Here is a 25,435-nt window from a genome sequence, read left to right as displayed (position 1 = left end):
TGGGGCGGCGGAATCGCTCAAGCCGCATCCTCGCGCACGAAGATGGCGTCGATCTGCAGCAGCCGGCCACTCGCTGCATCGGCGAAGCCCTGCCACAGCGTCCATGGCGCGAAGCCGGCGCTGCGCAGCCGTGCCATCATGGCTTCCGCGAGCAGCTGGTCCTGATACAGCGGGGTCAGCGACAGTTCGAGCTGGACGCCGCGCGCCCGCGCCAGCGTCTCGGATGCACCGTCGAGCACTGCACCTTCAAAGCCCTGCGTATCGATCTTCAGGAACAACTGCGACGCAGGCTGCAGCCATGTGGGGGCGATGCTGTCGAGCCGGGCCAGCGGCACCGCTTCCTGCCCGGTATAGCGTGAATCAGGTGCCGCATCGCCATGGCTGTCGAGCATCGGCAGCACCGAACTGCTGACCGAATTGCCCGCAACGTTGATCATCACCTCGCCGTCTTCGGCGCCGATGGCGCCGCGCGGCGCGACATGCCAGTTGCGGTCGCCGGCGCTCGCGGCCGTCAGCGTGGCGTGCGCAGCGGCCAGCGGCTCGAACGACACGATGGACCCGTCATAACCGAGCTTGCGGACCAGCCCGCCATATTGGCCGATGTTGGCACCGACATCGAACAGCACGTCGATACTCTGGCGCTTGAGCACATTGGCAAGCTGCGCGTCGGGCGAATACGCCGGGTTATGACGGCGCAGCTCGAGCCCGGCCCCCAGAAACGCCGATTTGACAATACGCTTCACCATTACGCCACCTGAAACACGATATTGTATTTGTGGACATCACGGTCGCGGTCATAGGGCCGCAACGCTCCGCCCGCGCCAATGACATGCGGCACATAGCCATAGCCTGCCAGCGACGTCATGACCTGCGCGATCGAGGTGTCGAAAATGGCGAGACTGGGCTCGTACAGTTCGATCATCATCACGCGCGGCCGCCGCGCCGGATCACCGAGCAGCCCCGTCGCGCCGGCCAGGATCATGCCCTCGGCGCCCTCGACATCGGCCTTGAGCACATCGATCCGCGCCAGCCCATGCTGCGCTGCATAGCTGTCGAGGCGGACAATCGGCACCGTCAGCATGCGCGCCAGCGACTTGCGGTTGGTGTCGCGGATCGACGAATAGGCGCTGTCTTCGGCCTGCGCGAAGCTCACCGTGCCGTCCTCGCCGCCCACCGCGCACTGGTTGAGCTGGATGTTTTCGAAGCGGTTGAGTTCGGCACTGGCGGTCAGCAACGCGGCATTGAGCGGCAACGGCTCGAACGCATGAACGCTGCCATTGGTGGCGATTTGCGCCATCAGCATGGTGAAATAGCCGACGTTGGCGCCGATATCGATGCAGACGGAATCGGGACGCAGCACCGAGCGCAGGAACGCGGTTTCGTCGATTTCGAAATTGCCGACGAAATGGATAGCGCGCCCGACTTCCTCGTTGGCGCGGACAAGCAACACATAGCCGTTGGTTTCGGTCTGGATCACGCGGGGTATGGCACGGGGCACGCTTAGCAGCGAAGCCTTGTAGCGCAGCAGGGCGAGGACATTGTCAAACAGGCTGGGCATGGGTTTTCCAAAAACGACGCAACGGCTCATAATTGATGAGCAGGGCGATACCATAGATAATCCGTGCCGTCGCAATACCGACAATCCCGAACCGCCCGACCAGTAGCAGCATCGCCACCAGCGTCAGCGCCCCGGCAAACAGGTTCGAAAGCGCTACAAAACGCATGCGACCCAGCCCGAGTAGAATGAAATGTGGCAACACGCCAAGCGAAAGCAACCAATAGGCGATGGCCAACAGCCCCAGGGTCGGCGCCGCCGCGGCCGCAACATCGGTGCCAAGCCACAGCGTCAGTATCTGTACCCGGAACACTAGCAATACGAGCGCGATGCCGGTGGTCGCTGCGCCGAGCAACAACACGCCGCGGACGATCAACCGCTGCACCCGCGCCGGATCGCCTTGCGCCATCGCGCGGCCGACCTTGGGAAACACCACGCTGGCGGCTGCGGCGGCGAAGGCATGCAGCGGCTGCGCCAATTGCGTCGCGACGGCATAGTGCGCCAGCGACGCAGCGCCAAGCGCACTGCCAATGATGAAGCGGTCGGCGACGCCAAACGCCAGCCCGCCGACGCCCTGCAGCCAGCCCCAGCCGGCATCGCGCAGGATGCCATGATGTTCGGCAAGGCTCGGTCGCAGCGATTTCAGCTGCAGCCAGCGTTCGACGACAATGACACGCACCGCCAGCCGCGCGAGTGCGGTCAGCACCAGCGCGGTGTAAAGCGCCGCCAGCGTCCCGAACACCGCAACTGCCGCCACCGAAGCGCCAATCTGCAGCGACCGCATCCACATTTCGATTGTCGCGATGGTGCGAAACCGCTCGCCGCCGCGCAGCGTCGAGGTGAAGACGTTTTCGACTTGTTCGATGAGCGCGATGGCCGCCGCTGTCGCCCCGGTGAGCAGCACCGCATCGCGCGCGCCCATGCGCACCAGGAATGTCCCGCTGCCGACGAGGAACGTCGCGAATATCGCCAGAGCGAGCAGCAACCCGCCGGCCAGCGCGATCGCCAGCGAGCCGCGCACCAGCAGTTCGACATCGTTGCGGTCGCGCGCCGCAATCCCGTGCGCGATGGCGCGCACCGTCGCCGCACCGGTGCCAATATTGAGGAAGGCGCCAAAGCCGATCGTCGCCGAAAGCAGCGCCCATTGGCCATAGCCGTCGGCGCCGAGGTGCTGCAGGAAGAACGGCGTGGTAACCAGCAGCAGCACCGGATACCATGCATATTCGACGACCGACCAGAATGACCCCATCAGCCGCTGCCGGTTTTGCAGGAGCCGCTTCACCTGCAGCTTCATGGTTCAACGCCGGCGGGGGGACAGCCGCCCGCCTTCAGCACGGCGGCCAGCCGCGGTGCCAGCAGCGACGAGTGCGCGTGCTGATGCGATTCAGTGAGATGGTAGCTGGCATCATAGAAATACGACCGCGGATACAGGCTGCGGTTGGGCAGCACCAGCAGGCAGCCGCCGGCAGCGGCATAGTGCCTGCTGAGCAGCACCAGCGCTTCGGGGGCAATTTCCGTGTCATCGAATGTCGTCGGCAGCCCACCAACCACGATGACACCGCGAGCCCGCACTCGCGCAAGTTGCAGGCTGACTTTCGACCAATAATCGGCATCCTCAAAACTCTGCTTCGAGACGCTGAGCTTCGGCAACGCCGCATTGCGCGCCCGATATGCCTGCGCCTTGGCGTCGGTGTGGCCGGTTTCGTCGCCATGCGCGTTCATCGTGGCCAGATTGGTGCGCCGGTCGATCCCGGCGCGTTCGAGCAGCATTTCACCGACCGCTGAAATCGCAAAGCGCAGGTCGAAACTGAACAGCGCGCGCAGCACGCCACGCCAGCCATAGATTTCCGGCAGCCGCCGCGCCGCCGCATGAACGAGATAGGCACCTTCATCGCCGACATCGTCGCGCATCGGATAGGCCGGGTCGTAGTATTCGAGCGGCAGGTACAGCAGGTCACCCGGTCGCATCCTGTCGATATAGGCGTCGATCTGGTACTTCAGGCCAATGCTCGCGGTCGTCGACAGATTGGCGCAAGCGATGCCGGTGTCTTGGGTGATCTGTGCGCAGCTGTGCGAAAAGCGCCCGTTCGACCCAGCCAGAATCAGGATACGCGGCGACGGCGTGGCATCCATGATGCGCTGCTTCTGGTCGATATAGGCACCCATAATGTCGAGCGTCAGCGGTTTGTGCACCAATGTTGCAAACAGAAGCAGGTACGCCGCAATGCCGGCGACGATCGCTGCTGCCATGGCAGCCAGATTGAGAAGGGCGGCGCGCTGCATCAGAACTGGAAATACATGAATTGCTTGGGCGTGGCGAAGAACAGCGCATGCACGACAAACCCGGCGGATGCGCCGATGACCAGCAGTCGCGCGCGGTTCGACATGAAGCGTGCCTGCTTGCCGAACAGCGCGATCGCCAGGCCCGCTATCAGCAGCACGGCCTGCTCGAAAATCCCCATCAGCGTGCCGGCCCCGAGCGTCGGCATGCTGCCGGTGATTGTCGCCCAGCGTCCGAGGCGTGGCAGAAAGTCGACGATCTGCGCCGGCAACACCACACCGTTAAGTCCGAACATGCCGCGATAGATGGCGCCCGCCGTCGCGGCGCTGTCGGCGCGGAACAGCACCCAGGCGAGTACCACCGCGACAAATGTCAGCGCCCAGCCCAGCGCCTGCGCCACAATTCCGCGAAACCGGTCCGGCCCGACGATGACACGCCATAGGTGGTTGATGACCAGCAGCGCACCATGCGCCGCGCCCCACAACACAAATGTCCAGTTGGCGCCGTGCCACAGCCCGCCGAGTAGCATCGTCGTCATCAAATTGACGTGACGGCGCCACGCGCCGAAGCGGTTGCCGCCGAGCGGAATGTAGACATAGTCGCGCAGGAAGTTCGACAGCGTGATATGCCAACGTCGCCAGAAATCGATGATGCTCGTCGACTTGTACGGTGAATCGAAGTTGATCGGCAGCGTCACGCCAAACAGCAGCGACAGTCCGATCGCCATGTCGGTGTAGCCCGAAAAGTCGAAATAGAGCTGCAGCGTGTACGACAGCGCCCCCATCCAGCCATCGACGAACGTCACCGTCTGGCCGCCATGCGCCAGCGTGAAGAACGAATTGGCGAAATCCGCGAGGCTGTCGGCGAGCAGCGTCTTCTTGGCCAGCCCGATGCCGAAAATGCTGAGCCCGGTGTAGAACAGGGGCCAGTTCAGCCGATAGGTTTCGGGCTTGCGAAACTGCGGCATCATCTGCGCGTGATGCAGCACAGGCCCTGAAATCAGGTGCGGGAAATAGGTGACGAATAGCAGATAGTGAATGAACCGGCGCTCGGTGACCTTGCCCTGATAGCAATCGACGATGAAGGCGATTTGCGTGAAGGTGTAGAACGATATCCCGATCGGCAGCACGATGCCGAGCAGGCCGACTTCACGAATACCCGCAGCCCCCAACGCGACATTGGCGTTGACGATGAAGAAGTCGGCGTATTTGAACGTCGCCAGGACCAGCAGATTGACCGCCAGTGCAAAAATCAGCCGCCGCTTGCGCGTCATATCGGCCAATTGCGTTGCTGGCGTGACCAGTATCCCCATCAAATAGTTGAAACCGATCGAGCCCAGCAGCAGCGGCAGCGCCGCAACGCTCCACCAGCCGTAGAACACCAGCGACATCAGCCCGAGCCAGCCCGCCGCAGCGGCGTGGCTGCGGCGCGCGATCAGGAAAAATCCGACCAGCGTGATCGGCAGGAAGCCGAACAGGAAAACAGGGGTGTTGAACAGCATCTAGGGGGTTATCGGTTACGCAGCGTATCAGTTGCTGCGCTTGCGTCGTCCGAACAACATGGCGATGGCGGCACCGAACAGCAGCCCGGCAATCGTGCTGCCGATCAAGGTCGGCAGCGGTCGCGGGCTGGTCGGCCGCAGCGACGCCGTCGCCGGTCCGAACGGTTCGGCAGCAAACGGCGCGGCGTTGTTGACCAGCATCATCTGCTTTTCCTGGTCGGCAATCGAATCGAACAGTACCTGGCGATATTCCGCCATGCTGACGGTGCCGAGCTTGTCGGTGAGATAGGCGATGTTCGATTCAGTGCGCGCGCGCGATTGCTCGCGCAGCAGCTGGTCGGAAACGCGGTGCAGCTCGGTCAGGAACTTGACGGCAAACACCGGGTCGACCGACTGGATCGAGATCGTCACCAGCGGCGTCTTGATATTCTGGTCGATACTGATGTTTTCAGCCAAGAACAGCTGCATCTGTGCCGCGCCCGGCGGCTCCCAAGCATAGACCGGCAGGCCCAGCATGCCGAAGACGGCGTTTTTGGCAGTGCGCGCAGCACTCGCGGGCTCACGCCAGCGCTTGGTCGCGGCATCCCAATGCGGCGCAAAAATCGTATGCATCAATTCGGGGTTGTCGGCCATGCGCTTGGCGACGGCGCGTGATTGCAGTCCCTCGACATATAGCTTGAACGGCGTCGCGGTTTCGCCCGCAAGCCCGCCGACGCCGGCAATCGCGGCGAGTCCGCCCAGCGAGCCGAGACCCGATGACCGCGCGGAAGCCGGCTGCGTCGCCGAAACGCGCAGGCTGGCGGTGTATTCGTAATCGGCATTCCACAGGTAAATCAGTGCCAACAGGGCGAATGCCGCGCCGCCGGCCGCGACCCACCACCATTTGGCACGCAGGTTTTCGAGCAGCGCGCCGAGCCAGCGATGGTCGTCAACGGGCATATTGGCATCAAATTCAGGGACGGGCGGGCTTGCCGCGCCGGCGTTGGCAGCGTTCGCCAGGTCGTTGGACTGCTTTACCATTGTCACCCCAGAACATACTGCCGGCTGGCATAATCGGCTGTGCCGCAATCAGGCAGCGTTTGGCACACGGCCCGACATTCGTCCATAACAGGTTTCAGCCCGCTGTCAGGCCAAATGCGCGCCGGCGCCAGCGGCCTCGCAGAGTGTTTCGACCAGATCCTTGCCGAAGGTATCGGCACGCCAGCGCAGCAGCGTCTGTGCCGGTACCGGGTCGCCGATGACCGCCGCCACCGCCGGCACGGAGAACGCCGGATCGATATCGACATGCGCCTGCCAGTCGAGCCCAAATGTATCGAACGCCTGCGCGACGAAGTCCTGCAAGGCGATGGGCCGACCGGTGCTGATGGCGCAATCGGCGGCGGCGCTGGCCGACAGCATCTTCGTCATCGCATCGACATATTCGGGCGCCCAGCCGATGTCGCACAGCGTATCGAGCGCACCGATGCGCAATTTCTCGCCGCCGCCGTGTTTGCAGGCGTGGGCTGCCTCGACAATGTGGCGCAGCAGCGCGCTGGGCGGCGCGAGGCGCGATTCATGCGCGCCGAGCAACCCCGTCACCGCGAAGACGCCGTGCGATTCGCGGAACTGCCGCACGGCGGCCACAGCCTCGGGCGTCGCGGCCGATGCCGCCGCGAACAGCCGTAAGGCCGGGGCACGGTCGCGGATGGCCTGCAGCCACGTCGTGACGTCGGGCGAGGCGGCGAGGTGATAAATCTGGTCAGGCTGCAGCGTGTCGAGCAGCTTGGCCATCGCATCGGGCGTTGCCGTGGCCGCATCGAAGCGGTGCAGCTTTACCGCATCAGCCACGCCGACAATCGCCAAGCGTGCACCCGCCTGCGCATGCGTATTGCGCGTCGTGGCGAAAACATTGGCCCCGCGCGCCAGCAGCAGCCGCGCCAGATAGGCGCCGTCCTGTCCCGAGCCGCCGACGATCAATGCAAGGGTCATCACGGCCTCCGGAGAACGGCGCGCCGCGTGGCGGACCAGGAACCAAAGAATTTCAATTTCGGATTTGCGCGGAATTTATTTGTTTGGCGCGCTCTGCGCGCCGGGCATGAAGTGGTGGAGCGTAACGGGATCGAACCGTTGACCTCTACAATGCCATCGTAGCGCTCTCCCAGCTGAGCTAACGCCCCGTACCACTTCGTGCCGGCCCCTACTGTGGGGCGGAGGCAGGCAAATAGGCGAATGCGCGGGACAGTGCAAGCCCCGCGCATGCCTGATTTTCAGCCTTCTTCTTCCTGATCGCTGTTGACCACAGTCGACAGGTCGTCGTCGTCACCCAGATCGACATCGGGCGCTTCGGTGTCTTCGGCTTCCGCGACATCGAGATCGAGATCATCGACGAGCACTTCCTGGCCGTCTTCGCTGACAATCGCCGTCGGCTTGGCGGCTTCGAACGGCAGCGGCTGCTTCGACTTCAGAATCGGTTCCGGAATCCACGCCTGACCGCAGGCGATGCAGGTCACCGGTTCATCGATGGTCAGGTCATAAAAGCGCGTGTTGCACTTCGGGCAGGCACGCTTGGTGCCCCATTCGGCTTTTACCACGTCGAGTCTCCAAATTCATTCTGACGCGCCTGCGCCAGCGCGGCTTGGCTGGACAGGCTGTTTGAATCGCCAAGTTCGATTAAGCGCCGCGCCTTGCCACAGCCATGCGGCGCTGTCAAAGCGTGCCCCGATATGAACGCAGATTCCCACACCTCGCAACCCGTGCCCTTGCGGCTGTTTGCCTATGGCCCGCTGGCGGGCACCATCACTGTCCCGGGCGACAAGTCGATTTCGCACCGCTCGCTGATGTTCGGCGCGCTCGCGGTCGGCGAAACCATCATCGACGGGCTGCTCGAAGGCGAGGACGTACTGGCGACCGCCGCCGCGCTGCGCGCCTGCGGCGCCGACATCACCCGCACAGCTACGGGCCGCTGGCACGTCCACGGCGTCGGCGTCGGCGGACTGCTGCAACCGCGCACCGCGCTCGACATGGGCAACAGCGGCACGTCAACGCGCCTGCTGATGGGACTGTTCGCGACGCACCCCATTACCGTGACCTTGACCGGCGACGCCTCGCTGTCGCGGCGGCCGATGGCGCGCGTCACCGAGCCGCTGACGCAAATGGGCGCAACCTTCACCACCGCACCCGGCGGCTGCCTGCCGCTGACGATGGTCGGTGCGGCGCTGCCGCTGCCGATCCGCTACGTGCTGCCGGTGGCATCGGCGCAGGTCAAATCGGCGGTGCTGCTCGCCGGGCTCAACACGCCGGGACGCACCACCGTCGTCGAAAAAATCGCGACGCGCGACCACAGCGAACGCATGCTCGCCGGCTTCGGCGCACAGCTACACATCGAGGACACGCCCGCAGGGCGCGAAATCACCATCACCGGCGAGGCCGAGCTGCGGCCGCAGCAACTCACCGTTCCAGGCGATCCGTCGTCTGCCGCCTTCCCGCTGGTCGCGGCGCTGATCGTGCCGGGCAGCAGCGTCACCGTCACCAACGTCGGCATCAACCCGACGCGCGACGGGCTGCTGCGCGTGCTGGCGATGATGGGCGCCGACATCACCCAGACCAACATCCGCAGCGTCGGCGGCGAAACCGTCGCCGATGTCACCATCAACGCCGGCGTGCTGACGGGTATCGAGGTGCCACCCGACGTTGCCCCCTCGATGATCGACGAATTCCCCATCCTGTTCGTCGCCGCCGCGTTCGCGCACGGCCGCACGACCTTGCGCGGCCTCGAAGAACTGCGCGTCAAGGAATCCGACCGGCTGGCAACCATGGCGGCCGGGCTCATCGCCTGCGGCGCGCGCGTCACCGAACTGCCCGACGGCCTGATCATCGACGGCAGCGGTGGCGAGCCGCTAGCCGGCGGCGCCACCGTCGCCGCCAAACTCGATCACCGCATCGCGATGAGCTTCGCCATCCTGGGTCTCAACTGCCGCGACGCCGTCACCGTCGACGACGCCCGCCCTATCGCCACCAGCTTCCCCGACTTCCTGCCGCTGATGGCGAAGTTGGGGGCGAGCAAGGGGCAGTAGAAGGGCCTCCGGCGGGCAGGGGTGACCCCTGTACCCGGTTATTCAAGCGCGTCTGCGGCTTAGCGTTTCCACATCGGCGGCATCAGGTGGCCGCGGCGGATGGCGATGCGCAGCAGGATCACGCCAGCCGTGGTGCAGAAGACCAGCGCGACGACCGAATGCTCCATCCCGAAACTGCCCCCGGTCAGCAGTTCCGGCCCCACGATATTGGCCTTGAGCAGGCCCGGCGTGGCCGCAGTACCCGACACAGCGCCCGAAAAGACCGCCGACTGGAAATAGTTCCACGCCGAGTGGAACCCCATGCAGATCCACAGACGGCGGGTGACGAGATAGGCGGCGGCGAGCAGCAGACCGGCCTCGATGGAGATATAAATGGCGCCGCCAATCGTCGCCCCCGGGTTCATCAGGTGAAGCAGGCCGAACACCAGCGATGAGACCACGATGCCCGTCCAGCTTCCGAAAACGGCTTCCACCGATCGGAACAGCACGCCGCGGAAAATCAGCTCTTCGAAAATGCCCGACTTGATGGCCAGGGCCAGGTTGGGCAGCAGGAACATCAGCGGATTGAACCCGTCGACCTTGTAGATCCCGAGGATCATCAACGTCACGGCACTTGCTGTGTAGAGGCCCGCCCCGATCATCGCGCCGACACCCCATTCGCCGGCCAGACCCGGCGTAGAGAGTTCGGTCACCTCGCGGCGTTCGATGAACTTGCCATAAGCGACATAAAGCGCAATCGCCGCCAGCCCGAGCCCGATCTGGATCGGAATGTTCAGCAAGGGCCTGTCAAAATAGTCCTCAAGGAACGACTGGGCCTTACCCATGAAGTAGAACAGGACACCGCCCAGAACGATCAGGCGCGTCAATGGAAAATTCAGCACGCGAAACCACAGCGGCTGAGCGGCAACGATTGTATCTGTCATGTGACCCCCTTCTCGCCGCCAGTGCGCGTCGCATACCGTTTTTCATTTGCCGGAAACGGCAAGTCAAGGCCGCCCGCCATCGCGCGAAACCTGACCTGCTTTCGGGTGCGGCATGTTTTTGGACGTAAGCCCCGTCGCCACCAGCTTGGCCGACTTTATGCCGGCCGGGGGCTAGCAAGGGGCTGTAGAAGGGCCTCCGGCGGGCAGGCCTGAGGCCAGCACCCGATTGTTTGAGAATGACCGGAATGGGGTGGGAAGGGGAAGGTCGGCTTTACCGCAGCGCAAACCGGTTAGCGACCAAACGGATCGAGTATGAAGAGGATCATAGGAGCGAGCATCACACCGATGCTGAAGATGCTCGCGATCCTGAGCCAGTGAAATGTTGGCTTTAAACCACCGAAAAGCAGAACAGCGTTGCCAGCGACAATTGTAAACAGCGTACCAAGGGTCGTAAGCAGGCGCGGGTTCGCCGTAGTACCGAATATCCCAGTGATGAGCCAAGCATTTGCCAACCAAAACAGTGCGAGCATCACGGCTACGAACGCCACTTTGCGCTGGACAGGTAGCCTGACTTTGTCTCCGTACGGCATTACAAACTTATGCGCTTCATCAAGGACGCGCGCAACTATCGGCAGCCTTTAGGCAGTGATGACTGCCCGCTTAATGTCTGCAACGGGGTCGTTTGCTGACCGGCAGCTAATGCCACCTCCTCGTCGCTTGCACTAATGCGAGCGAGAAAAAGGGCGCATCAAACAACCGGGTGCAGGGGTCACCCCTGCCCGCCGGAGGCGCTTTTGACCAAAACCTTGCCGCCATATTCGCGCGTCAGCACCGCGACGATGCGTTCGGCGGCGTGGCCGTCGCCATAGGGCAGGCTGGCGCGGGCCATGCGCTGATGTGCGGCGGCGGCGTCGAGCAACGCACGGACGCCGGCGACAATGGCGGTGGTATCGGTACCGACAAGCCGCGCGACGCCGGCGGCGATGCCTTCGGGGCGCTCGGTGGTTTCGCGCAGCACGAGCACCGGCACGCCGAACGCCGGGGCTTCTTCCTGGACGCCGCCGGAGTCGGTGAGCACCAGCGCGGCGCGCTGGAGCAAGTGGATGAACGCCGGATAGTCGAGCGGCGGCACCAGATGCACGCCCGCTACGCCGCCGAGCCCGCACTGCACCGCGGCGCTGACGGCGGGGTGCGGGTGGACGGGCACGACGATGTCGAGCGCATCCGATTGCGCCAGCAGGCGCACCGCGGCGATCACCGAGGCGAGCCGCGCGCCGTGGTTTTCGCGGCGGTGGATGGTCAGCAGCAGCAGGCGTCGCGCCGGACCCAGCATCGCGAACTCACTGTCGAGCAGCGCCGTCACCGCCGGCGCGCGCGCCAGTGCCGCGGCGGTCGCGTGCAGCGCATCGATGCCGGTGTTGCCGCTGACATGGATGCGGTCGGCGGCGATGCCTTCGGCGAGTAGCGCGACGCGCGCCGATGGCGTCGGCGCGAAATGCAGCGCCGCGAACTGCGCGATGGCGCGGCGATGGAATTCTTCGGGGAAGGGTTCGTTGTCATCGCCGCTGCGCAGCCCGGCTTCGACATGCACCACCGGAACGCGCGCATAGGCGCCGGCTTGGGCCGCCGCGAATGCCGTCGCGGTATCGCCCTGGACAATCAGCGCGACGGGCCGGTGGTGCGCCAGCACCGGTTCAAGCGCCGCAAGTACGCCGGCGACGACGCCGAGCGGCGTCTGGTGCGCGCGCATGATATCGAGATCAATGTCGGGGACGATGCCAAAACCGGCAAATGCCGCGTCGAGCAAGTCGCGATGCTGCGCCGAAGCACAGACGACACATGAAAATTGCGGATGGCCTTCTAGCGCCATTATCAACGGCGCAAGCTTGATGACCTCGGGCCGGGTCCCGGCCACGAACAGAAGCGTTCGTCGCGGCGGGGACCAATTCGCCATTGTAACAAGCTACGCTGGTTCGGGGGCGCGGCGCAAGGCGGCATTGCGGCTGCCGATTCCACCAGGGCCTTGCGAGCTTGATGCGAATCACTTGCATTAGTTCATCCACTAATGCTATTGGTTCGCAATTGCCGGAACATGCCGGCATTGGTGGAGGTCGCGTGATCGTTTGTGTGTGCAACGCACTGGGTGAAGCGCAGGTTCGCGAAGCGGTCCGCGCCGGCTCGAAGCGCCCGGCGTGCGCCTATGCCCGGTTCGGTTGCAAGCCCGTCTGCGGCCAGTGCCTGCCGTTCGCGCGCCAGGTCATCCGCGACGAGTCCGCGCGCGCCAACTGATACAGTCGCGGCAATTTGGCCGGTTCTGCGGCGCCCGCAACGGCGCTATAAGTAACCCATTGGCGCATGCAGAAGGGGCTCCCGCATGAAGGGCGACACCAAGGTCATCGAATTCCTCAACGCCGTGCTGAAGGGCGAATTGACCGCAATCAACCAATATTGGCTGCACTACCGGCTGCTCGACAATTGGGGCGTCAAGAAACTCGCCGACTATGAAAAGCATGAATCGGTCGACGAGATGAAGCACGCCGACCGGCTGATGGAGCGCATCCTGTTCCTCGACGGCCTGCCCAACCTTCAGGCGCTCGGCCGGCTGCGCATCGGCGAAACCGTCGAGGAAGTGCTCAAGGCCGACCTCGAACTCGAACACGAAGCCATCGCGCTGCTGCGCGAGGCGATCATCCACAGCGAAAACGTCCGCGACTTCGGCAGCCGCGAACTGTTCGTCGACATCCTCACCGCCGAGGAAGAACATGTCGATTTCATCGAAACGCAGTTCGAACTGATCGCCCGCACCGGCATCCAGAACTACATTCAGCTCAACAGCGAAGCGGCGGGAAGCTGATGGCGCGCATCGACTTCATCGAACTGCCCGCCACCGACATCGCCGCTAGCCAGGCCTTCTATACCGCAGCCTTCGGCTTCGACATGACCGCCTTCGGGCCGAGCTACGCCTGCACGATGGCCGGTGATGTCGACCTCGGGCTTCAAGCCGATGCCGCCGAGGCCACTGCTGCACCGCTGCCGGTCATCCACGTCGATGACCTCGACGCGGCGCTCGCGGCAGTCACACAGGCCGGCGGCGTGCTGACCAAGCCGGCGTTCGGCTTTCCCGGCGGGCGGCGCTTTCATTTTCGTGATCCGGGTGGGAATGAACTGGCGGCGATGCAGGCGGACTAGGGTTTAAGGGCCTCCGGCGGGCAGGCCTGAGGCCTGCACCCAATTGCTGGGACGGATCAACCATCGCGACGTTCGCGTCCGATGCACCGACGCAAGCTTATGGGTGCAGGCCTCAGGCCTGCCCGCCGGAGGCCCTTCGCGCACTTGTCGCCCTCCGCCCTGCCGGTCTATGCCCCACCCATGACTTCGCATCACGCCATGATCATCGCTGTCGACGGCCCCGCCGCGAGTGGCAAGGGCACCATTGCGCGCGCGCTGGGGCGGCAATTCGGGTTACCGCATCTCGATTCGGGCAAATTGTACCGCGCAGTGGCACTGGCGATGTTGCGCGCCGGCCTTGACCCTGGCGATGCGGCGGCGGCAACGACGGCGGCGCAGGCGCTCGACATCGCATTGCTCGACGCACCCGAACTGACGCTCGACACGACGGCGTTTGCCGCCTCGATCGTCTCGGCGCATCCAGGCGTGCGTGCGGCGTTGGTCGCGCGTCAGCGGGCGTTTGCCGACCAGCCCGACGGGGCGGTGATCGATGGCCGCGACATCGGCACAGTTATCGCCCCGCACGCCACTGCCAAACTGTTCGTCACCGCCAGCCCGCAAGTGCGCGCCGCACGGCGCCATGCCGAGCTTGCTGGCCGGGGCGAAGCCGTGGCTCTGGAGACGGTTTTGGCCGATATTCTCGCGCGCGATGCCCGAGATTCGAACCGTGCAGTCTCGCCGCTGGTGCAGGCTGCCGATGCCGCCTTGCTCGATACGAGTGAAATGAGTATAGACGCGGCCGTCGAACGGGCCGTGGCGCTGGTCAAGGCGCAGCTCGCAGCGGCAGCTTGAAGCGAAATTCCTGCATGGACGGGCCCCGAGCCCGTTGCCGTGCGTTTTGCTTTTCCCGGCTGTTTTCGACGGACAAGGGGAGCATGGCATGGTGCCATGCTTCGGCGAAGAACGGGTGGCATGGTGCCATTCGGGGCAATGACCGGACAAGCCGCGCGCTGCGGTCGGCGCCCAAAAAACGAAGGTTATGAACTAGATGGCATCTTCCGCCCAACCGACCCGCGATGATTTCGCAGCCATGCTCGAAAGCTCGCTCGGCAAGAACCAGAGCTTTGAAGGTCGCGTCGTCAAGGGACGCGTCACCGCGATCGAGAATGATCTCGCGGTTATCGATGTCGGACTGAAGTCCGAAGGCCGTGTCGCGCTGCGCGAATTCGCTGCACCGGGCATGAAGGCTGAAATCAAGGTCGGCGACGAAGTCGAAGTCTATGTCGACCGCGTCGAAAACGCCCAGGGCGAAGCGATGCTGTCGCGCGACCGTGCGCGCCGCGAAGGCGCCTGGGACGCACTCGAAACGCAGTATGCCGCGAATGAACGCGTCGAAGGCGTCATCTTCGGCCGCGTCAAGGGCGGCTTCACCGTCGACCTCAGCGGCGCAGTGGCGTTCCTGCCCGGTTCGCAGGTCGACATCCGCCCGGTGCGCGATGTCACCCCGCTGATGAACCTGCCGCAGCCGTTCGTAATCCTGAAGATGGACCGCAAGCGCGGCAACATCGTCGTGTCGCGTCGCTCGATCCTCGAAGAAACCCGCGCCGAAGCCCGCACCGGCCTGATCCAGTCGCTCGCCGAAGGCCAGATCGTCGATGGCGTCGTCAAGAACATTACCGACTATGGTGCGTTCGTCGACCTCGGCGGCATCGATGGCCTGCTTCATGTCACCGACATGAGCTACAAGCGCGTCGGCCACCCGAGCGAAGTGCTCAACATCGGCGACACGCTGCGCGTGCAGATCGTCCGCATCAACCGCGACACGCAGCGCATCAGCCTCGGCATGAAGCAGCTCGAAGCCGATCCGTGGAGCGCTGCAGCTGCCAAGTATCCGGTTGACGGCAAGTTCAAGGGCCGAGTCACCAACATCACCGAGTACGGCGCGTTCGTCGAACTCGAACCCGGCATCGAAGGCCTGGTGCACGTTTCGGAAATGTCGTGGGTCAAGAAGAACGTCCACCCCGGCAAGATCGTTTCGACGTCGCAGGAAGTCGAAGTCATCGTGCTCGAAGTCGATGAAGACAAGCGCCGCATCAGCCTCGGCCTCAAGCAGGCCCAGCGCAACCCGTGGGAAGTCTTCGCCGAAGCGCATCCGGTGGGTTCGATCGTCGAGGGCGAAGTCAAGAACGCCACCGAATTCGGCCTGTTCATCGGGCTCGACGGCGATGTCGACGGCATGGTCCACATGTCGGATATCGCGTTCGGCCTGACCGGCGAACAGGCACTGGCGCAGCACCACAAGGGTGAACGCGTCCGTGCCCAGGTTCTCGAAATCGACATCGAGAAGGAACGCATCAGCCTCGGCATGAAGCAGCTCGATGAAAGCCGCGTCAGCGGCGGCGCCACCGGCGCTGCAGCAGTTGCCGGCGAAGCGGGCAGCGAGTTCAAGAAGAACCAGGTCGTCACCGTGACGATGGTCGAAGCGCGCGACGGCGGCATCGAAGTCCAGGTTGGCGAAGACGGCCCGCTGGCGTTCATCAAGCGTGGCGACCTCAGCCGCGACCGCGACGAACAGCGCCCCGAACGCTTCCAGGTCGGCCAGAAGATCGACGCGATGGTCATTGGTTTCGAACGCGGCAAGAAGCCGATGGTCTCGATCAAGGCCGCGCAGATCGCGCAGGACAAGGAAGCTGTCGAAAAGTACGGTTCGTCCGACTCGGGCGCCTCGCTCGGCGACATCCTCGGTGCCGCGCTCAACCGCGCCAAGGAAGGCAGCGACAAGGCCTAAGCGCCGAACCGCTGACGACCAGCATACGAACATCAGGCCCCGCCGATTGGTTTCGGCGGGGCTTTTTGTCGCGTGCCAAGATTTCGGTGCAATTCCAGTAAAATGGAGTATCGTCTTGCGCTTCGGGGGCTGATGGCGCGAGTCGCGGTTGGTAGATGGGGGATCTATGATTCGGTCGGAACTGGTACAGGCAATCGCGGCGGCGAATCCGCAACTCACCAAGGAAATCGTCGAAAACCTGATCGACACGATATTCGGCGAGATTACCGAAGCGCTGGCCGCAAACCGCCGCGTCGAACTGCGCGGCTTCGGCGCGTTTTCGACACGCGCGCGCGATGCCCGCGTCGGCCGCAACCCGCGCACCGGCACATCGGTGTCGGTCAGCGCCAAGCGCGTGCCCTATTTCAAGCCCGGCAAGGAATTACGCGAACGCCTCAACTTGTCGTAGAGACGCGCACTCGCCAGCTTGCAAAGCCCACGCCCACGTGGCGGAACTGGTAGACGCAAGGGACTTAAAATCCCTCGGCCGCAAGGTCATGCCGGTTCGAGTCCGGCCGTGGGCACCAATATTCAGGTGGTGATTGGCGCGCGCCTTCGCCCATTTGACTAATCGTTGGACATCAACGGCAATATCCGTCATTTTTTGCGTATCGACGCAAGCCTTGGCACTTTGCGATGCTTGCCAGCACGGGGAGACTTGAGATGTCAACGACACGCGGTGGAGATGCAGGAGGTCGCAGCGGCGGCCGCGGTGCGGACGAAGTCGAAGAAGGCACGCGCAGCGGCGGCGACATCAGCAAGCCCAGCGGCGGCCGCGGTGGTGGCGACCTCGGCGGCACCAGCGGTGGCCGCGGCGGTGGTGACGCCGGCGGACGTAGCGGCGGGCGCGGCGGTGACGCCGGTGGACGCAGCGGCGGACGCTAAGACATTGCGCCGGTCGTCGCGACCGGCCTGACGACATGACGCCGGCGCCGGAAATCCAGCGCCGGCGTTGTTGCAATTGCGGGCAACAGGCGCGAATGAACAAACCCGCGCGCCACATCGATCCGACACAACAACAGCTGGTCCGAACCCATGGCCGACACGCCCCCCCCTCCAAGCGACATGCCCGCCGAGGCGCTACGCCTGACCGTCGTCAACGGCGACCTGTCCTACGCGCATTATCCGGTCATCGTCGGGCACTTTGCCGGCGACTCGATTTCCGGCCCCGAAGCACGACTCGATGCGGCGCTCGATGGCGCGCTGTCGCGGCGCTATGCGCTCGGCATCTACCCCGCTAGCGTCGGCAGCGTCACCTATGCCGCGCAACCCGTTGACCGGCGCCCCGGCGGCGTCGTTGTCGGGCTCGGCAATATCGCCGATTTCAGTGCCGGCACGATCCGCAGCGCGCTTATCGCCGGACTGATTGAACTGGCGCTCGGCGAAGGCCAGATCGCCCGCGTCCGCGACACCATCGGGCGACTTGACGGCGGCGCGAACCCGACCCCGCGCAACGGCGCCGCGATGGTGATGATCGGCACGCGCACTGGTGTCGTCTCGATGACCGATACACTGGCCGCTATGCTTGGCGCGATTGTCGAAGCGCAACGCCGGCTCGCCGAACAAAAACTGCGGCCGTTCACCAAAATCCAGATCTTCGCGTACATGGAAGATACCGCGCATACCATCTGGCACACGCTCGACCGGCTGATCGCCACCCCGCAATTCCGCGGCGCCTTCGCGCTCGACGGCGAAGTCGCCTATCGCGACGGCGCCGCGCGGCGCATCGCCCGCGACGACAACCTCGATGCCTGGCGCGCGCTGCAGATCCAGGAGGCTACCCTCGTCGATGGCAGTAAGGGTTTGCGCTTCGCGTCGATCGGCGGCAGCGCGCGTGCCGAAGGCATGCTGGTCGCCGGCAACCGCGAGTTCGTCGATAAGTTCTCCGCAACCATCTACAATGCGCACGAACCCGCTGCTGCGTGGCAGTCCGCCGCGCGGTCGCTGTACCAGCTGATCTGGCCGCCGCAGCTCAAGGCGACGCGCTTCGACAATCGTCACCTGCGTCTCATCCTCGATACGACAGCGGCTTCGCTGCCGTTCGAGCTGATGGACGACCGGCAGGAGCACGAAACCGATCTCGACGGCAGCCGCCCGCCAGCGGTGCGGTTCGGCATCCTGCGCCAGCTCATCCAGCAGGACTATGCACGCCGCCAGACCGCCACATCGGGCGAACGCACTGCGCTGGTCATCGGCGACCCGCACGACGGCGACTGGAACTTCGGCTTCAAACGCCTGCCCGGCGCGCAAGCCGAAGCGTTACAAGTCGCCGACCAGCTCGAAAAAGCCGGCTTCACTGTCACTCGGCTGATCGGCGCCGGCAATCCGCCCGAAACCGTTATCGAACATGTGCTGCGTGGCGGCTGGACTGTGCTGCACGTTTCGGCGCACGGCATTTTCGATTTCACCTTCAAACGCGAGGCCGATCTCGAAGACTCGGGCGCGATTCCCGCCGGCAGCGCACAGCGCTACACCGGCGTGCTGCTCGGCGACCATATCGTCATCAGCCCCGCCATCCTGCAGGCGATGCCCGACCCGCCGACCTTTGCGTTCATCAACTGCTGTGAACTCGCCGCCATCTCACCGCGCTTGGAAGAGCGTTTCCACACCAGCGGCCGCCCCGAATTCGCCGCGAGCTTTGCCGCGCAACTCATCGCCATGGGCGCGCGCGCTGTCATCGCCGCCGGCTGGACGGTCGATGACAAAGGCGGCAAACTATTCGGCAGCGAAATTTACGGGGGCTTGCTGGCCAACAATGCCGGCTTCGGTGAAATCGTCTTGAACGCCCGCACCGCCGTCTATGAGGCCAACCCCGACGACAGCACCTGGGGCGCCTACCAATGCTACGGCGAGCCCGACTGGCGGCTCAGCCCGAAGAACGGCGACGAACCCGCCGCCGCGACGTCGCTGCCGCGCGGCGCGCGCCTCGCCTTCGCGTCACCCGCCGAAGCCATTGCCTTCATCGACACCATTCGCGAGCAGATCGAAGTCGGCTCGGGCCGCAGCAGTAACCGCGACGCGCTGCTCAAGTCGCTGACGACGCTGCACGCCCGCTTCGACAAGCGCGGCTGGCTCGCCCGCCCGCAAGTCGCCGAGGCGCTCGGCCGCGCCTTTGCAGCACTCAACGAACCCGCCACGGCGATCGAGCTGTTCGAACGCGCGCTGCACGAAGACGCGCTGCCGTCGGTGCAGCTGCTCGAACAACTCGCGACACTGCGGCTGCGCACCGCCGTCGCACCGCTCGACGGCGGCGGCTTCGCCCCCGACGCGTTCGACCGCATCGCCGCCGTACGCGCCGATATCGAGGCGCTGTGCAAGATCGCCGGCCCTACTGTCGAACGGCTGACGCTGATCGGTGCCACCTACAAGCGTGAGGCACTTCTGCAATCCGGCGCCGCCGTCGATACGACGCTTGCCACGATGCGCGATTGCTACCGCGCCGCCTGGACCCTCGCGCAACAGCGCGGCGACGCCAATGCCTATTACCCCGGCCAGCTGGTGGTCGAGGCCGGGCTGCTCATCGACCTGCGTGCCGGCCATGCCGCCAGCGACACCACCAAGGCCGACCTCACCCAACTCGCCGCCGACCTCGCTGTTGGAGAGGAACAACTCGACGACTATTGGCACGCCGCCAGCCGAGCCGGCTACCTGCTGTTCGAACAACTTGCCGCCGGCACGCTGTCACAAGCCGCGCACGACGCCATCGTCCACTGCTACGACAAGGTCATGCTCCGCTGCGGCAGCAACTTCGAATTCGAAACCACGCTGTCCGACATGCGCTACATGCGCACCCAACTTGGCACCGGCAATGGCGCGGCGGCGGCGGCATGGATCGCGTCGATCGAGGATGCGATTGCGCGATTGGAGGCGTAGGCTAAGAGCCTCCGGCGAGCAGGCCTGAGGCCTGCACACATTTGAAGTGCCCACAACAATTGAGTGCAGGCCTTACGAAGACCTTACAGCATTCAATCCAAATGGAATGAGTCCGCATAGTTAATATGCAATGCGAGCGAAAGCAAATTGTACGTTAAAGAATAGAAAACATGGTGCGCCCAGGACGATAGATTGCTGACGCAAATATCCGCGTGCGCAATCGTGGTTGAATGCAGAGTATTTGGGCAGGGCCCGCGGCGCTAATCCCACGCACAAATGCCACGTCTATATTGGATGATGCTCTCGGCGCCTATGCCTGGGAAATGAGGAAGCGGCGGCAGCGGCGAACTTGTTCCTGATCTCGACTTGCCCGGGCCGATGTGGCGCCGAGTCAGGGTTAATACGGCTGCTAGCCGGGTTGATTTACCCGCGCCGCCAGTTCGGCCGCGATACGCGCCTGTTGCTCGGCATTGATCGGCCAGCGTGCGGTCAGCGCCGCCGCAATCGCCAGCAGCACTGCGGGTGGTGCGGCGAACATGAACACCAGGCCACTGACGGCGTCTGGCGTGTTCGCCTCGCCCAGTTTGGCGACGAAGCCGATGGCATCAAGCACCTGATAGGTAAGCCCGACCGCCAGCGCATAGCCAAGCTTGCTGACCGCAATCAGCGTCGCGAAGAACAACCCGGTGCGCTGGTGCCCGGTGCGCACCGTCTCGGCGTCGGACAAGTCCGCGAGCATCGAGCGCAGCAGCAACGCCGCAGCGGCATAGGGCAATCCGGCCAGCGCCATCGCCACGGCGGTCAGCGTGAAAGTGCCGCGCGGCAGGAACAACAGGCTGGCCTGGAACAGGGCGTAGATGATCAATGACAGCATTAGTGTGCGATGCTTGCCGATGCGACGCGACAACGCCACCCAGACCGGCGCCGCGAGCAGCCCGGCGATGAAATAGATCAGCAGCAGCAGACTCGATTGCGCCGGGGTGAAGCCGCGTGCAGCCTCGAAAAAGAACATCAGCAGCGCGCCGGCCATGCCCGCTGCCAGCGCGACGAGGAAGTCGATAACCATCAACCGCCGCAGCAACGGAATTTTGAGCACGGCGACCATGTCGCGCAGCCGGTGCGCGTGGCCACCGATAACGGCGCGTTCGGGCACGATGCGCAGCATCGCCAGCACCGCTAGCGGCAGCAACACCAGCACCAATGCACCCATCGCATGGATGCCCGCCGAATGGTTGTTGTCGGGCGTGAACTGCGCCACCAGCGGCGGCACCATCAGCATCATCACCATGCCGAGCACGTTCGCCATCTGCCACCAGCCGAACACGCGCGAGCGTTCGTGGTAATCATCCGACAGTGTCGCACCCCATGCCGTCTGCGCCAGCTGCAACGTCGAATAGCCGACATACATGACCAGCAGCCCGATAAAGGCGCGCAGCGGTGACAGGCCGGGCGGCGCGTAAAAGACCAGCGCAATGCCGGCGACCATCATCACTGCCGACCCGGCAACCCACGGGCGATAACGGCCAAAGCGCGTCGTCGTCCGGTCGATGATGTGCCCGACGATCGGGTCGAGCGGTACGTCGATCAGCCGGACCATCAGAAACAGCAGGCCGACAACCGAGAGGCTGAGCCCGAGCGGGCCCGAATAATAGGGCGGCAGATAGACGACGAACGGCAGGCCGGCGGCCGCAAGCGGCAGGCACGGGGCTGAATAGGCGGCCAGTACAGTCGCCTTGACCCGGTTTTGACCCACGATGCCGATACTCCCGCAAGATTGTCGCGCCGCGTTATCCGCACCGTCGCTGTTTGGTGGCCACCGTGCAGAAACCGGCGCGGCGCGGCAAATCAAAAATGTGCTGCTGCGACAATTGTGTCAGGCCGGTTTGCAGCCGCCGCCAAATGGCCTAGGCTCGTTCGCAACAGAACTGTCACATTCAGGGGGCTCCATGTACAAACTTTTGCTGGCGACAGCGCTTGCCGCAGCTTTGCCGGTCAACGCCGAAATCACCGCGATCCGCGCCGGCCATGTCATCACCGATGCCAGCCAGCCGGCGCGCGGGGCCTCGACCATCCTCGTCGAGAACGGCCGCATCATCGCAATCAACGATGCCGCAGCCGCCATCCCGGCGGGCGCGACCGTCGTCGACATGTCGGGCAAGACGGTGCTGCCCGGCCTCATCGACGTCCATGTCCATCTCGGTGGCTATTCGGATGACCCCTGGTATGCCGGCGTCGCGCCCAAGCGGACCGAGGAATATGCCGTCGCCATCGGGTTGAACAATGCGCTCATCACCGCACGCGCCGGCTTCACGACGGTGCGCGAAGTCGGCGGCGGCCAACGCGCCACCATTGCGGTCCGTGACGCCATCAATGACGGGCTGGCGCCAGGGCCACGCATCCAGACCGCCGGATCCACCCTGTCAATCATCGGTGGACACGCTGACAACACCGTCGGCATCAACCCGGAAATCGGCGATGCGCTCGACAAGATGTATCCGCAGATCGGTGTCTGTACCGGCGCTGACGGCTGCGCCACCGCCGTCCGGCTGGTCGCCAAGTCGCGCGCCGACCTCATCAAAATCGTTGCCACCGGCGGCGTGCTCGATGACGGCAAGACCGGGCTCGAACAGCATTTCACCAACGCCGAAATGAAATCGATCGTCGACACCGCGCACAGCCTCGGGCTCAAGGTCGCGGCACATGCGCATGGTGCCCGCGGTATCGAGGCAGCGGTCAACGCCGGCGTCGACTCAATCGAGCACGGCACCTTCGCCGACACCACCGACATCAACCTGATGAAGGCCAAGGGCACCTATATGGTCGCGACACTGATGGCGATCGAAGGCCTTAAAGAGCATCTCGGCAAGGGCTTCTTCACCCCCAATGTCGAAGCCAAGGGTCTGCAGACAGTCGGCATCCAGGGCAAGGCGTTGGCGGCCGCCTACAAGGCCGGCGTGCCCATCGCGCTCGGCACCGATTCCGGGGTCTACAAACATGGCCGCAACGCCGAGGAACTGCCGCTGATGGTCAAGCTCGGCGGCATGAGCCCGAAGGACGCGCTCTATGCGGCGACGATGGGCGGCGCCAAGCTGATGGGCATCGAGACTGAAACCGGCTCGCTGGTCGCGGGCAAATCGGCCGACCTCATCGCTGTCGATGGCGACCCGCTCACCGACCCCGCAGCCGTGCTCAAAATCCGCTACGTCATGGTCAAGGGCAAGCCGATTTCGTTGCAATAGACACCAAACTGTTTTACCCGACTGACACACTCAAAAATTCCGGGAGACCCCATGATTGTTCGCCTGACCCTCGCCGCGCTGCTGCTCGGCACCGCGCTGCCGGCTGCTGCTGCCCCTGCACCTGCCGCGGCGCCAGTTGCGGCCACTGCCAATACGCCGGCCGCAACGCTGCGCGCGCTGTTCGTCAAGAGCGACGAAGACAGCATGGCGCGCAACCCGGTCAGCGCGCTGTTCCGTGGCGATCCACGTTACGCCGACCAGTTCGGAGACTACATCTCGGATGCTTACATTGCCGCTGAAAAACAGGCAGCGATCGACGAACTCGCGGCGCTCGCCAAGATCGACCGCGGCTCGCTCAGTGCCAATGACCAGATCAGTTATGACGTGTTCAAGTGGCAGCGCACCACTGACCTGCGCGGCCTGCAGCCCGACATCCTGGCCGCCACGGTCGTGCGTCCCATTGACCATTTCAACGGCCTGCATCTGGCCTATGCTGACCTTTCTTCGGGCGAGGGTGTCGCCCCGTTCAAGACCGTTGCCGACTATGAGAACAACCTGAAGCGGCTAAAGGGCTTTGACGGCTTCCTCGACGAATCCATTGTCCGTTTCCGCCAGGGCATGAAGTCGGGCGTCGTCCAGCCCAAGCTCGTCGTCAAGAATGTCATCGAACAGCTCGATGGACTGATCGCGCAGGGCGTCACCGGCTCGGTGTTCTACAAGCCTGTCACCAAATTCCCCGAAGGATTCAGCGAGGCCGATAAGATCCGCCTGAAAAACGAATATGCCGCTGCCGTGCAGAACGGCGTGCTGCCGGCATTCACCCGGCTGCGCGACTTCCTGAAGTCCGATTACCTCCCGGTGGCACGCGACAGTGTCGGCATCTCGCAAATGCCTGGCGGCGCGGCGCTGTATCAGTATCTGATCCAGTCGCAGACCACGACCGACATCACCCCCGAACAGGTCCACGCCCTCGGCCTGTCCGAAGTCGCGCGCATCACCGGCGAGATGGAGAAGGTGAAGAACACCGTCGGCTTCAAGGGCACGCTTCAGGAGTTCTTCGTCGCCGTGCGCGAAGATCCCAAGCAGCACGCGACCAGCGGCCAAGCGTTCGGCGACGGCTTCCGTACGATCGGCAAGCAGGTCGACCTCAAGATCCCGACGCTGTTTTCGACCATCCCCAAGTCGCCGCTCGAAATCCGCCCGGCGCCGGCCTACGCCGAAAAGACCCAGGCGGCGGGCTATTACAACCCCGGCACCCCCGACGGCTCGCGGCCGGGCATTTTTTACTACAACACCTATGACATCAAATCGCGTGCCGCCTACGGCATGGAAACGCTCTACCTGCACGAAGGCATCCCCGGGCATCACTTCCAGATCAGCCTCGCACAGGAAAACACCGACTTGCCGCCGTTCCAGCGCTTCGGCGGCAACACCGCGTTCGTCGAAGGCTGGGCGCTTTACGCCGAAAGCCTCGGCGCCAAGCTCGGCATGTACACCGACCCCTACCAGCTCTACGGCCACCTCGATGACGAGATGCTGCGCGCCATGCGCCTCGTCGTCGACAGCGGCATCCACGCCAAGGGTTGGACGCGCGATCAGGCCATCGCCTATATGATGGCCAATTCGGCAATGAGCCGCACCGACGCCACCGCCGAAGTCGAACGCTACATCGCCATCCCAGGGCAGGCGCTCGCCTACAAGATCGGCCAGCTGCAGATCGCCAAGGTCCGCGCCAAAGCCGAAGCCGCGCTCGGGCCGAAGTTCGATATTCGCGACTTCCACGCGCAAGTACTCGACACCGGCGCACTGCCGATGGCGGTGCTCGAAAGCAAGATCGACGCCTGGATCGCCCGCGGCGGCGGCAAGTAGCGCCTACGCGAATGTGGTCAGTCTTTACGGGTGCTGCGTTTGCGCACGCGGGACCCGCTTAAAGAGCCTCCGGCGGGCAGGCCTGAGGCCTGCACCCGATTGAAGAGCGCCAAACAAATGGGTGCAGGCCTCAGGCCTGCCCGCCGG

At 64.3% G+C, this 25,435-nt stretch carries 23 protein-coding genes and 2 tRNA genes; 12 read left to right on the top strand and 13 right to left on the bottom strand.

Features of this window, described 5'->3' with window-relative positions:
* Window positions 1-17: 17 nt before the first annotated feature.
* From EUV02_RS08795 to EUV02_RS08755, 9 genes are all read right to left on the bottom strand, one after another.
* A complete protein-coding gene (locus EUV02_RS08795) occupies window positions 18-746 on the bottom strand; it encodes an FkbM family methyltransferase (protein ID WP_135245869.1) in 729 nt (242 codons plus the stop codon).
* On the bottom strand, window positions 746-1,558 hold the full coding sequence (locus tag EUV02_RS08790; RefSeq protein WP_166430569.1) for an FkbM family methyltransferase: 813 nt from the start codon (window positions 1,556-1,558) through the stop codon (window positions 746-748). The genes EUV02_RS08795 and EUV02_RS08790 overlap by 1 nt, the downstream gene beginning before the upstream one ends.
* A complete protein-coding gene (locus EUV02_RS08785) occupies window positions 1,542-2,849 on the bottom strand; it encodes a lipopolysaccharide biosynthesis protein (RefSeq protein ID WP_135245867.1) in 1,308 nt (435 codons plus the stop codon). Before EUV02_RS08785 ends, EUV02_RS08790 begins: the two co-directional genes overlap by 17 nt.
* Window positions 2,846-3,838 (bottom strand): hypothetical protein, encoded by a 993-nt coding sequence (locus EUV02_RS08780; RefSeq protein ID WP_135245866.1) that lies wholly within the window; start codon window positions 3,836-3,838, stop codon window positions 2,846-2,848. Before EUV02_RS08780 ends, EUV02_RS08785 begins: the two co-directional genes overlap by 4 nt.
* Window positions 3,838-5,337: an MBOAT family O-acyltransferase gene (locus tag EUV02_RS08775; protein ID WP_135245865.1), complete on the bottom strand. Its 1,500-nt coding sequence runs from the start codon at window positions 5,335-5,337 to the stop codon at window positions 3,838-3,840. The genes EUV02_RS08780 and EUV02_RS08775 overlap by 1 nt, the downstream gene beginning before the upstream one ends.
* 27 nt (window positions 5,338-5,364) lie before the next feature.
* Window positions 5,365-6,357, bottom strand: a complete 993-nt coding sequence (locus EUV02_RS08770) for a Wzz/FepE/Etk N-terminal domain-containing protein (protein WP_135245864.1) — start codon at window positions 6,355-6,357, stop codon at window positions 5,365-5,367.
* 105 nt (window positions 6,358-6,462) lie between these two features.
* Window positions 6,463-7,305 (bottom strand): GDP-mannose 4,6-dehydratase, encoded by an 843-nt coding sequence (locus tag EUV02_RS08765; RefSeq protein ID WP_135245863.1) that lies wholly within the window; start codon window positions 7,303-7,305, stop codon window positions 6,463-6,465.
* A 112-nt stretch (window positions 7,306-7,417) separates the two neighbouring features.
* Window positions 7,418-7,493 (bottom strand) — tRNA-Ala (locus EUV02_RS08760).
* Window positions 7,494-7,583: 90 nt separating this feature from the next.
* Window positions 7,584-7,907 carry an FYDLN acid domain-containing protein gene (locus tag EUV02_RS08755; RefSeq protein ID WP_135245862.1) on the bottom strand — a complete coding sequence of 108 codons (324 nt, stop codon included), beginning with the start codon at window positions 7,905-7,907 and terminating at the stop codon, window positions 7,584-7,586.
* A gap of 132 nt (window positions 7,908-8,039) precedes the next feature.
* On the opposite strand from EUV02_RS08755, the gene aroA reads away from it, so the two are divergent.
* Window positions 8,040-9,389, top strand: a complete 1,350-nt coding sequence (gene aroA, locus EUV02_RS08750; RefSeq protein ID WP_135245861.1) for a 3-phosphoshikimate 1-carboxyvinyltransferase — start codon at window positions 8,040-8,042, stop codon at window positions 9,387-9,389.
* Window positions 9,390-9,448: 59 nt separating this feature from the next.
* On the opposite strand, the gene EUV02_RS08745 is transcribed toward aroA, so the two are convergent.
* From EUV02_RS08745 to wecB, 3 genes are all read right to left on the bottom strand, one after another.
* The gene (locus EUV02_RS08745; RefSeq protein ID WP_135245860.1) at window positions 9,449-10,312 is read right to left on the bottom strand and encodes a CPBP family intramembrane glutamic endopeptidase; all 864 of its coding nucleotides are present in this window, start codon (window positions 10,310-10,312) and stop codon (window positions 9,449-9,451) included.
* Between the two features lie 290 nt (window positions 10,313-10,602).
* Complete coding sequence (locus EUV02_RS08740; protein ID WP_166430568.1) at window positions 10,603-10,845, bottom strand: hypothetical protein; 243 nt, start codon at window positions 10,843-10,845, stop codon at window positions 10,603-10,605.
* Between the two features lie 236 nt (window positions 10,846-11,081).
* The gene (wecB, locus tag EUV02_RS08735) at window positions 11,082-12,266 is read right to left on the bottom strand and encodes a non-hydrolyzing UDP-N-acetylglucosamine 2-epimerase (protein WP_135245858.1); all 1,185 of its coding nucleotides are present in this window, start codon (window positions 12,264-12,266) and stop codon (window positions 11,082-11,084) included.
* Window positions 12,267-12,427: 161 nt separating this feature from the next.
* On the opposite strand from wecB, the gene EUV02_RS08730 reads away from it, so the two are divergent.
* The 9 genes from EUV02_RS08730 (at window position 12,428) to EUV02_RS08690 (ending at window position 20,180) form a co-directional block, all read left to right on the top strand.
* The gene (locus EUV02_RS08730; protein ID WP_135245857.1) at window positions 12,428-12,601 is read left to right on the top strand and encodes a (2Fe-2S)-binding protein; all 174 of its coding nucleotides are present in this window, start codon (window positions 12,428-12,430) and stop codon (window positions 12,599-12,601) included.
* Between the two features lie 85 nt (window positions 12,602-12,686).
* Window positions 12,687-13,166: a bacterioferritin gene (bfr, locus tag EUV02_RS08725; protein WP_135245856.1), complete on the top strand. Its 480-nt coding sequence runs from the start codon at window positions 12,687-12,689 to the stop codon at window positions 13,164-13,166.
* Complete coding sequence (locus EUV02_RS08720; RefSeq protein ID WP_135245855.1) at window positions 13,166-13,501, top strand: VOC family protein; 336 nt, start codon at window positions 13,166-13,168, stop codon at window positions 13,499-13,501. The genes bfr and EUV02_RS08720 overlap by 1 nt, the downstream gene beginning before the upstream one ends.
* A 198-nt stretch (window positions 13,502-13,699) precedes the next feature.
* Complete coding sequence (cmk, locus tag EUV02_RS08715; protein ID WP_135246456.1) at window positions 13,700-14,332, top strand: (d)CMP kinase; 633 nt, start codon at window positions 13,700-13,702, stop codon at window positions 14,330-14,332.
* A 196-nt stretch (window positions 14,333-14,528) separates the two neighbouring features.
* On the top strand, window positions 14,529-16,268 hold the full coding sequence (rpsA, locus tag EUV02_RS08710) for a 30S ribosomal protein S1 (protein WP_135245854.1): 1,740 nt from the start codon (window positions 14,529-14,531) through the stop codon (window positions 16,266-16,268).
* A gap of 148 nt (window positions 16,269-16,416) precedes the next feature.
* Complete coding sequence (locus tag EUV02_RS08705; RefSeq protein WP_279379512.1) at window positions 16,417-16,716, top strand: integration host factor subunit beta; 300 nt, start codon at window positions 16,417-16,419, stop codon at window positions 16,714-16,716.
* 31 nt (window positions 16,717-16,747) lie between these two features.
* Window positions 16,748-16,834, top strand: a tRNA-Leu gene (locus EUV02_RS08700).
* Window positions 16,835-16,970: 136 nt separating this feature from the next.
* The gene (locus EUV02_RS15645) at window positions 16,971-17,192 is read left to right on the top strand and encodes a hypothetical protein (RefSeq protein WP_166430567.1); all 222 of its coding nucleotides are present in this window, start codon (window positions 16,971-16,973) and stop codon (window positions 17,190-17,192) included.
* 150 nt (window positions 17,193-17,342) lie between these two features.
* Window positions 17,343-20,180 carry a CHAT domain-containing protein gene (locus tag EUV02_RS08690; RefSeq protein ID WP_135245852.1) on the top strand — a complete coding sequence of 946 codons (2,838 nt, stop codon included), beginning with the start codon at window positions 17,343-17,345 and terminating at the stop codon, window positions 20,178-20,180.
* A gap of 409 nt (window positions 20,181-20,589) precedes the next feature.
* On the opposite strand, the gene EUV02_RS08685 is transcribed toward EUV02_RS08690, so the two are convergent.
* On the bottom strand, window positions 20,590-22,029 hold the full coding sequence (locus EUV02_RS08685; RefSeq protein ID WP_135245851.1) for an MFS transporter: 1,440 nt from the start codon (window positions 22,027-22,029) through the stop codon (window positions 20,590-20,592).
* 97 nt (window positions 22,030-22,126) lie between these two features.
* Here EUV02_RS08685 and EUV02_RS08680 point away from each other — a divergent pair, with 97 nt between their 5' ends.
* Entirely contained in the window at window positions 22,127-23,419 is a 1,293-nt protein-coding gene (locus EUV02_RS08680) for a metal-dependent hydrolase family protein (RefSeq protein WP_135245850.1), read from the top strand.
* A gap of 51 nt (window positions 23,420-23,470) precedes the next feature.
* Window positions 23,471-25,288: a DUF885 domain-containing protein gene (locus EUV02_RS08675; protein WP_135245849.1), complete on the top strand. Its 1,818-nt coding sequence runs from the start codon at window positions 23,471-23,473 to the stop codon at window positions 25,286-25,288.
* The last annotated feature ends 147 nt before the right edge of the window (window positions 25,289-25,435 follow it).

Source organism: Glacieibacterium arshaanense (assembly GCF_004681125.1).
Taxonomy (GTDB): domain Bacteria; phylum Pseudomonadota; class Alphaproteobacteria; order Sphingomonadales; family Sphingomonadaceae; genus Polymorphobacter_A; species Polymorphobacter_A arshaanense.
The sequence above is the reverse complement of the archived record's forward strand: the minus strand, read 5'-3'. Positions and strand labels throughout refer to the sequence as shown.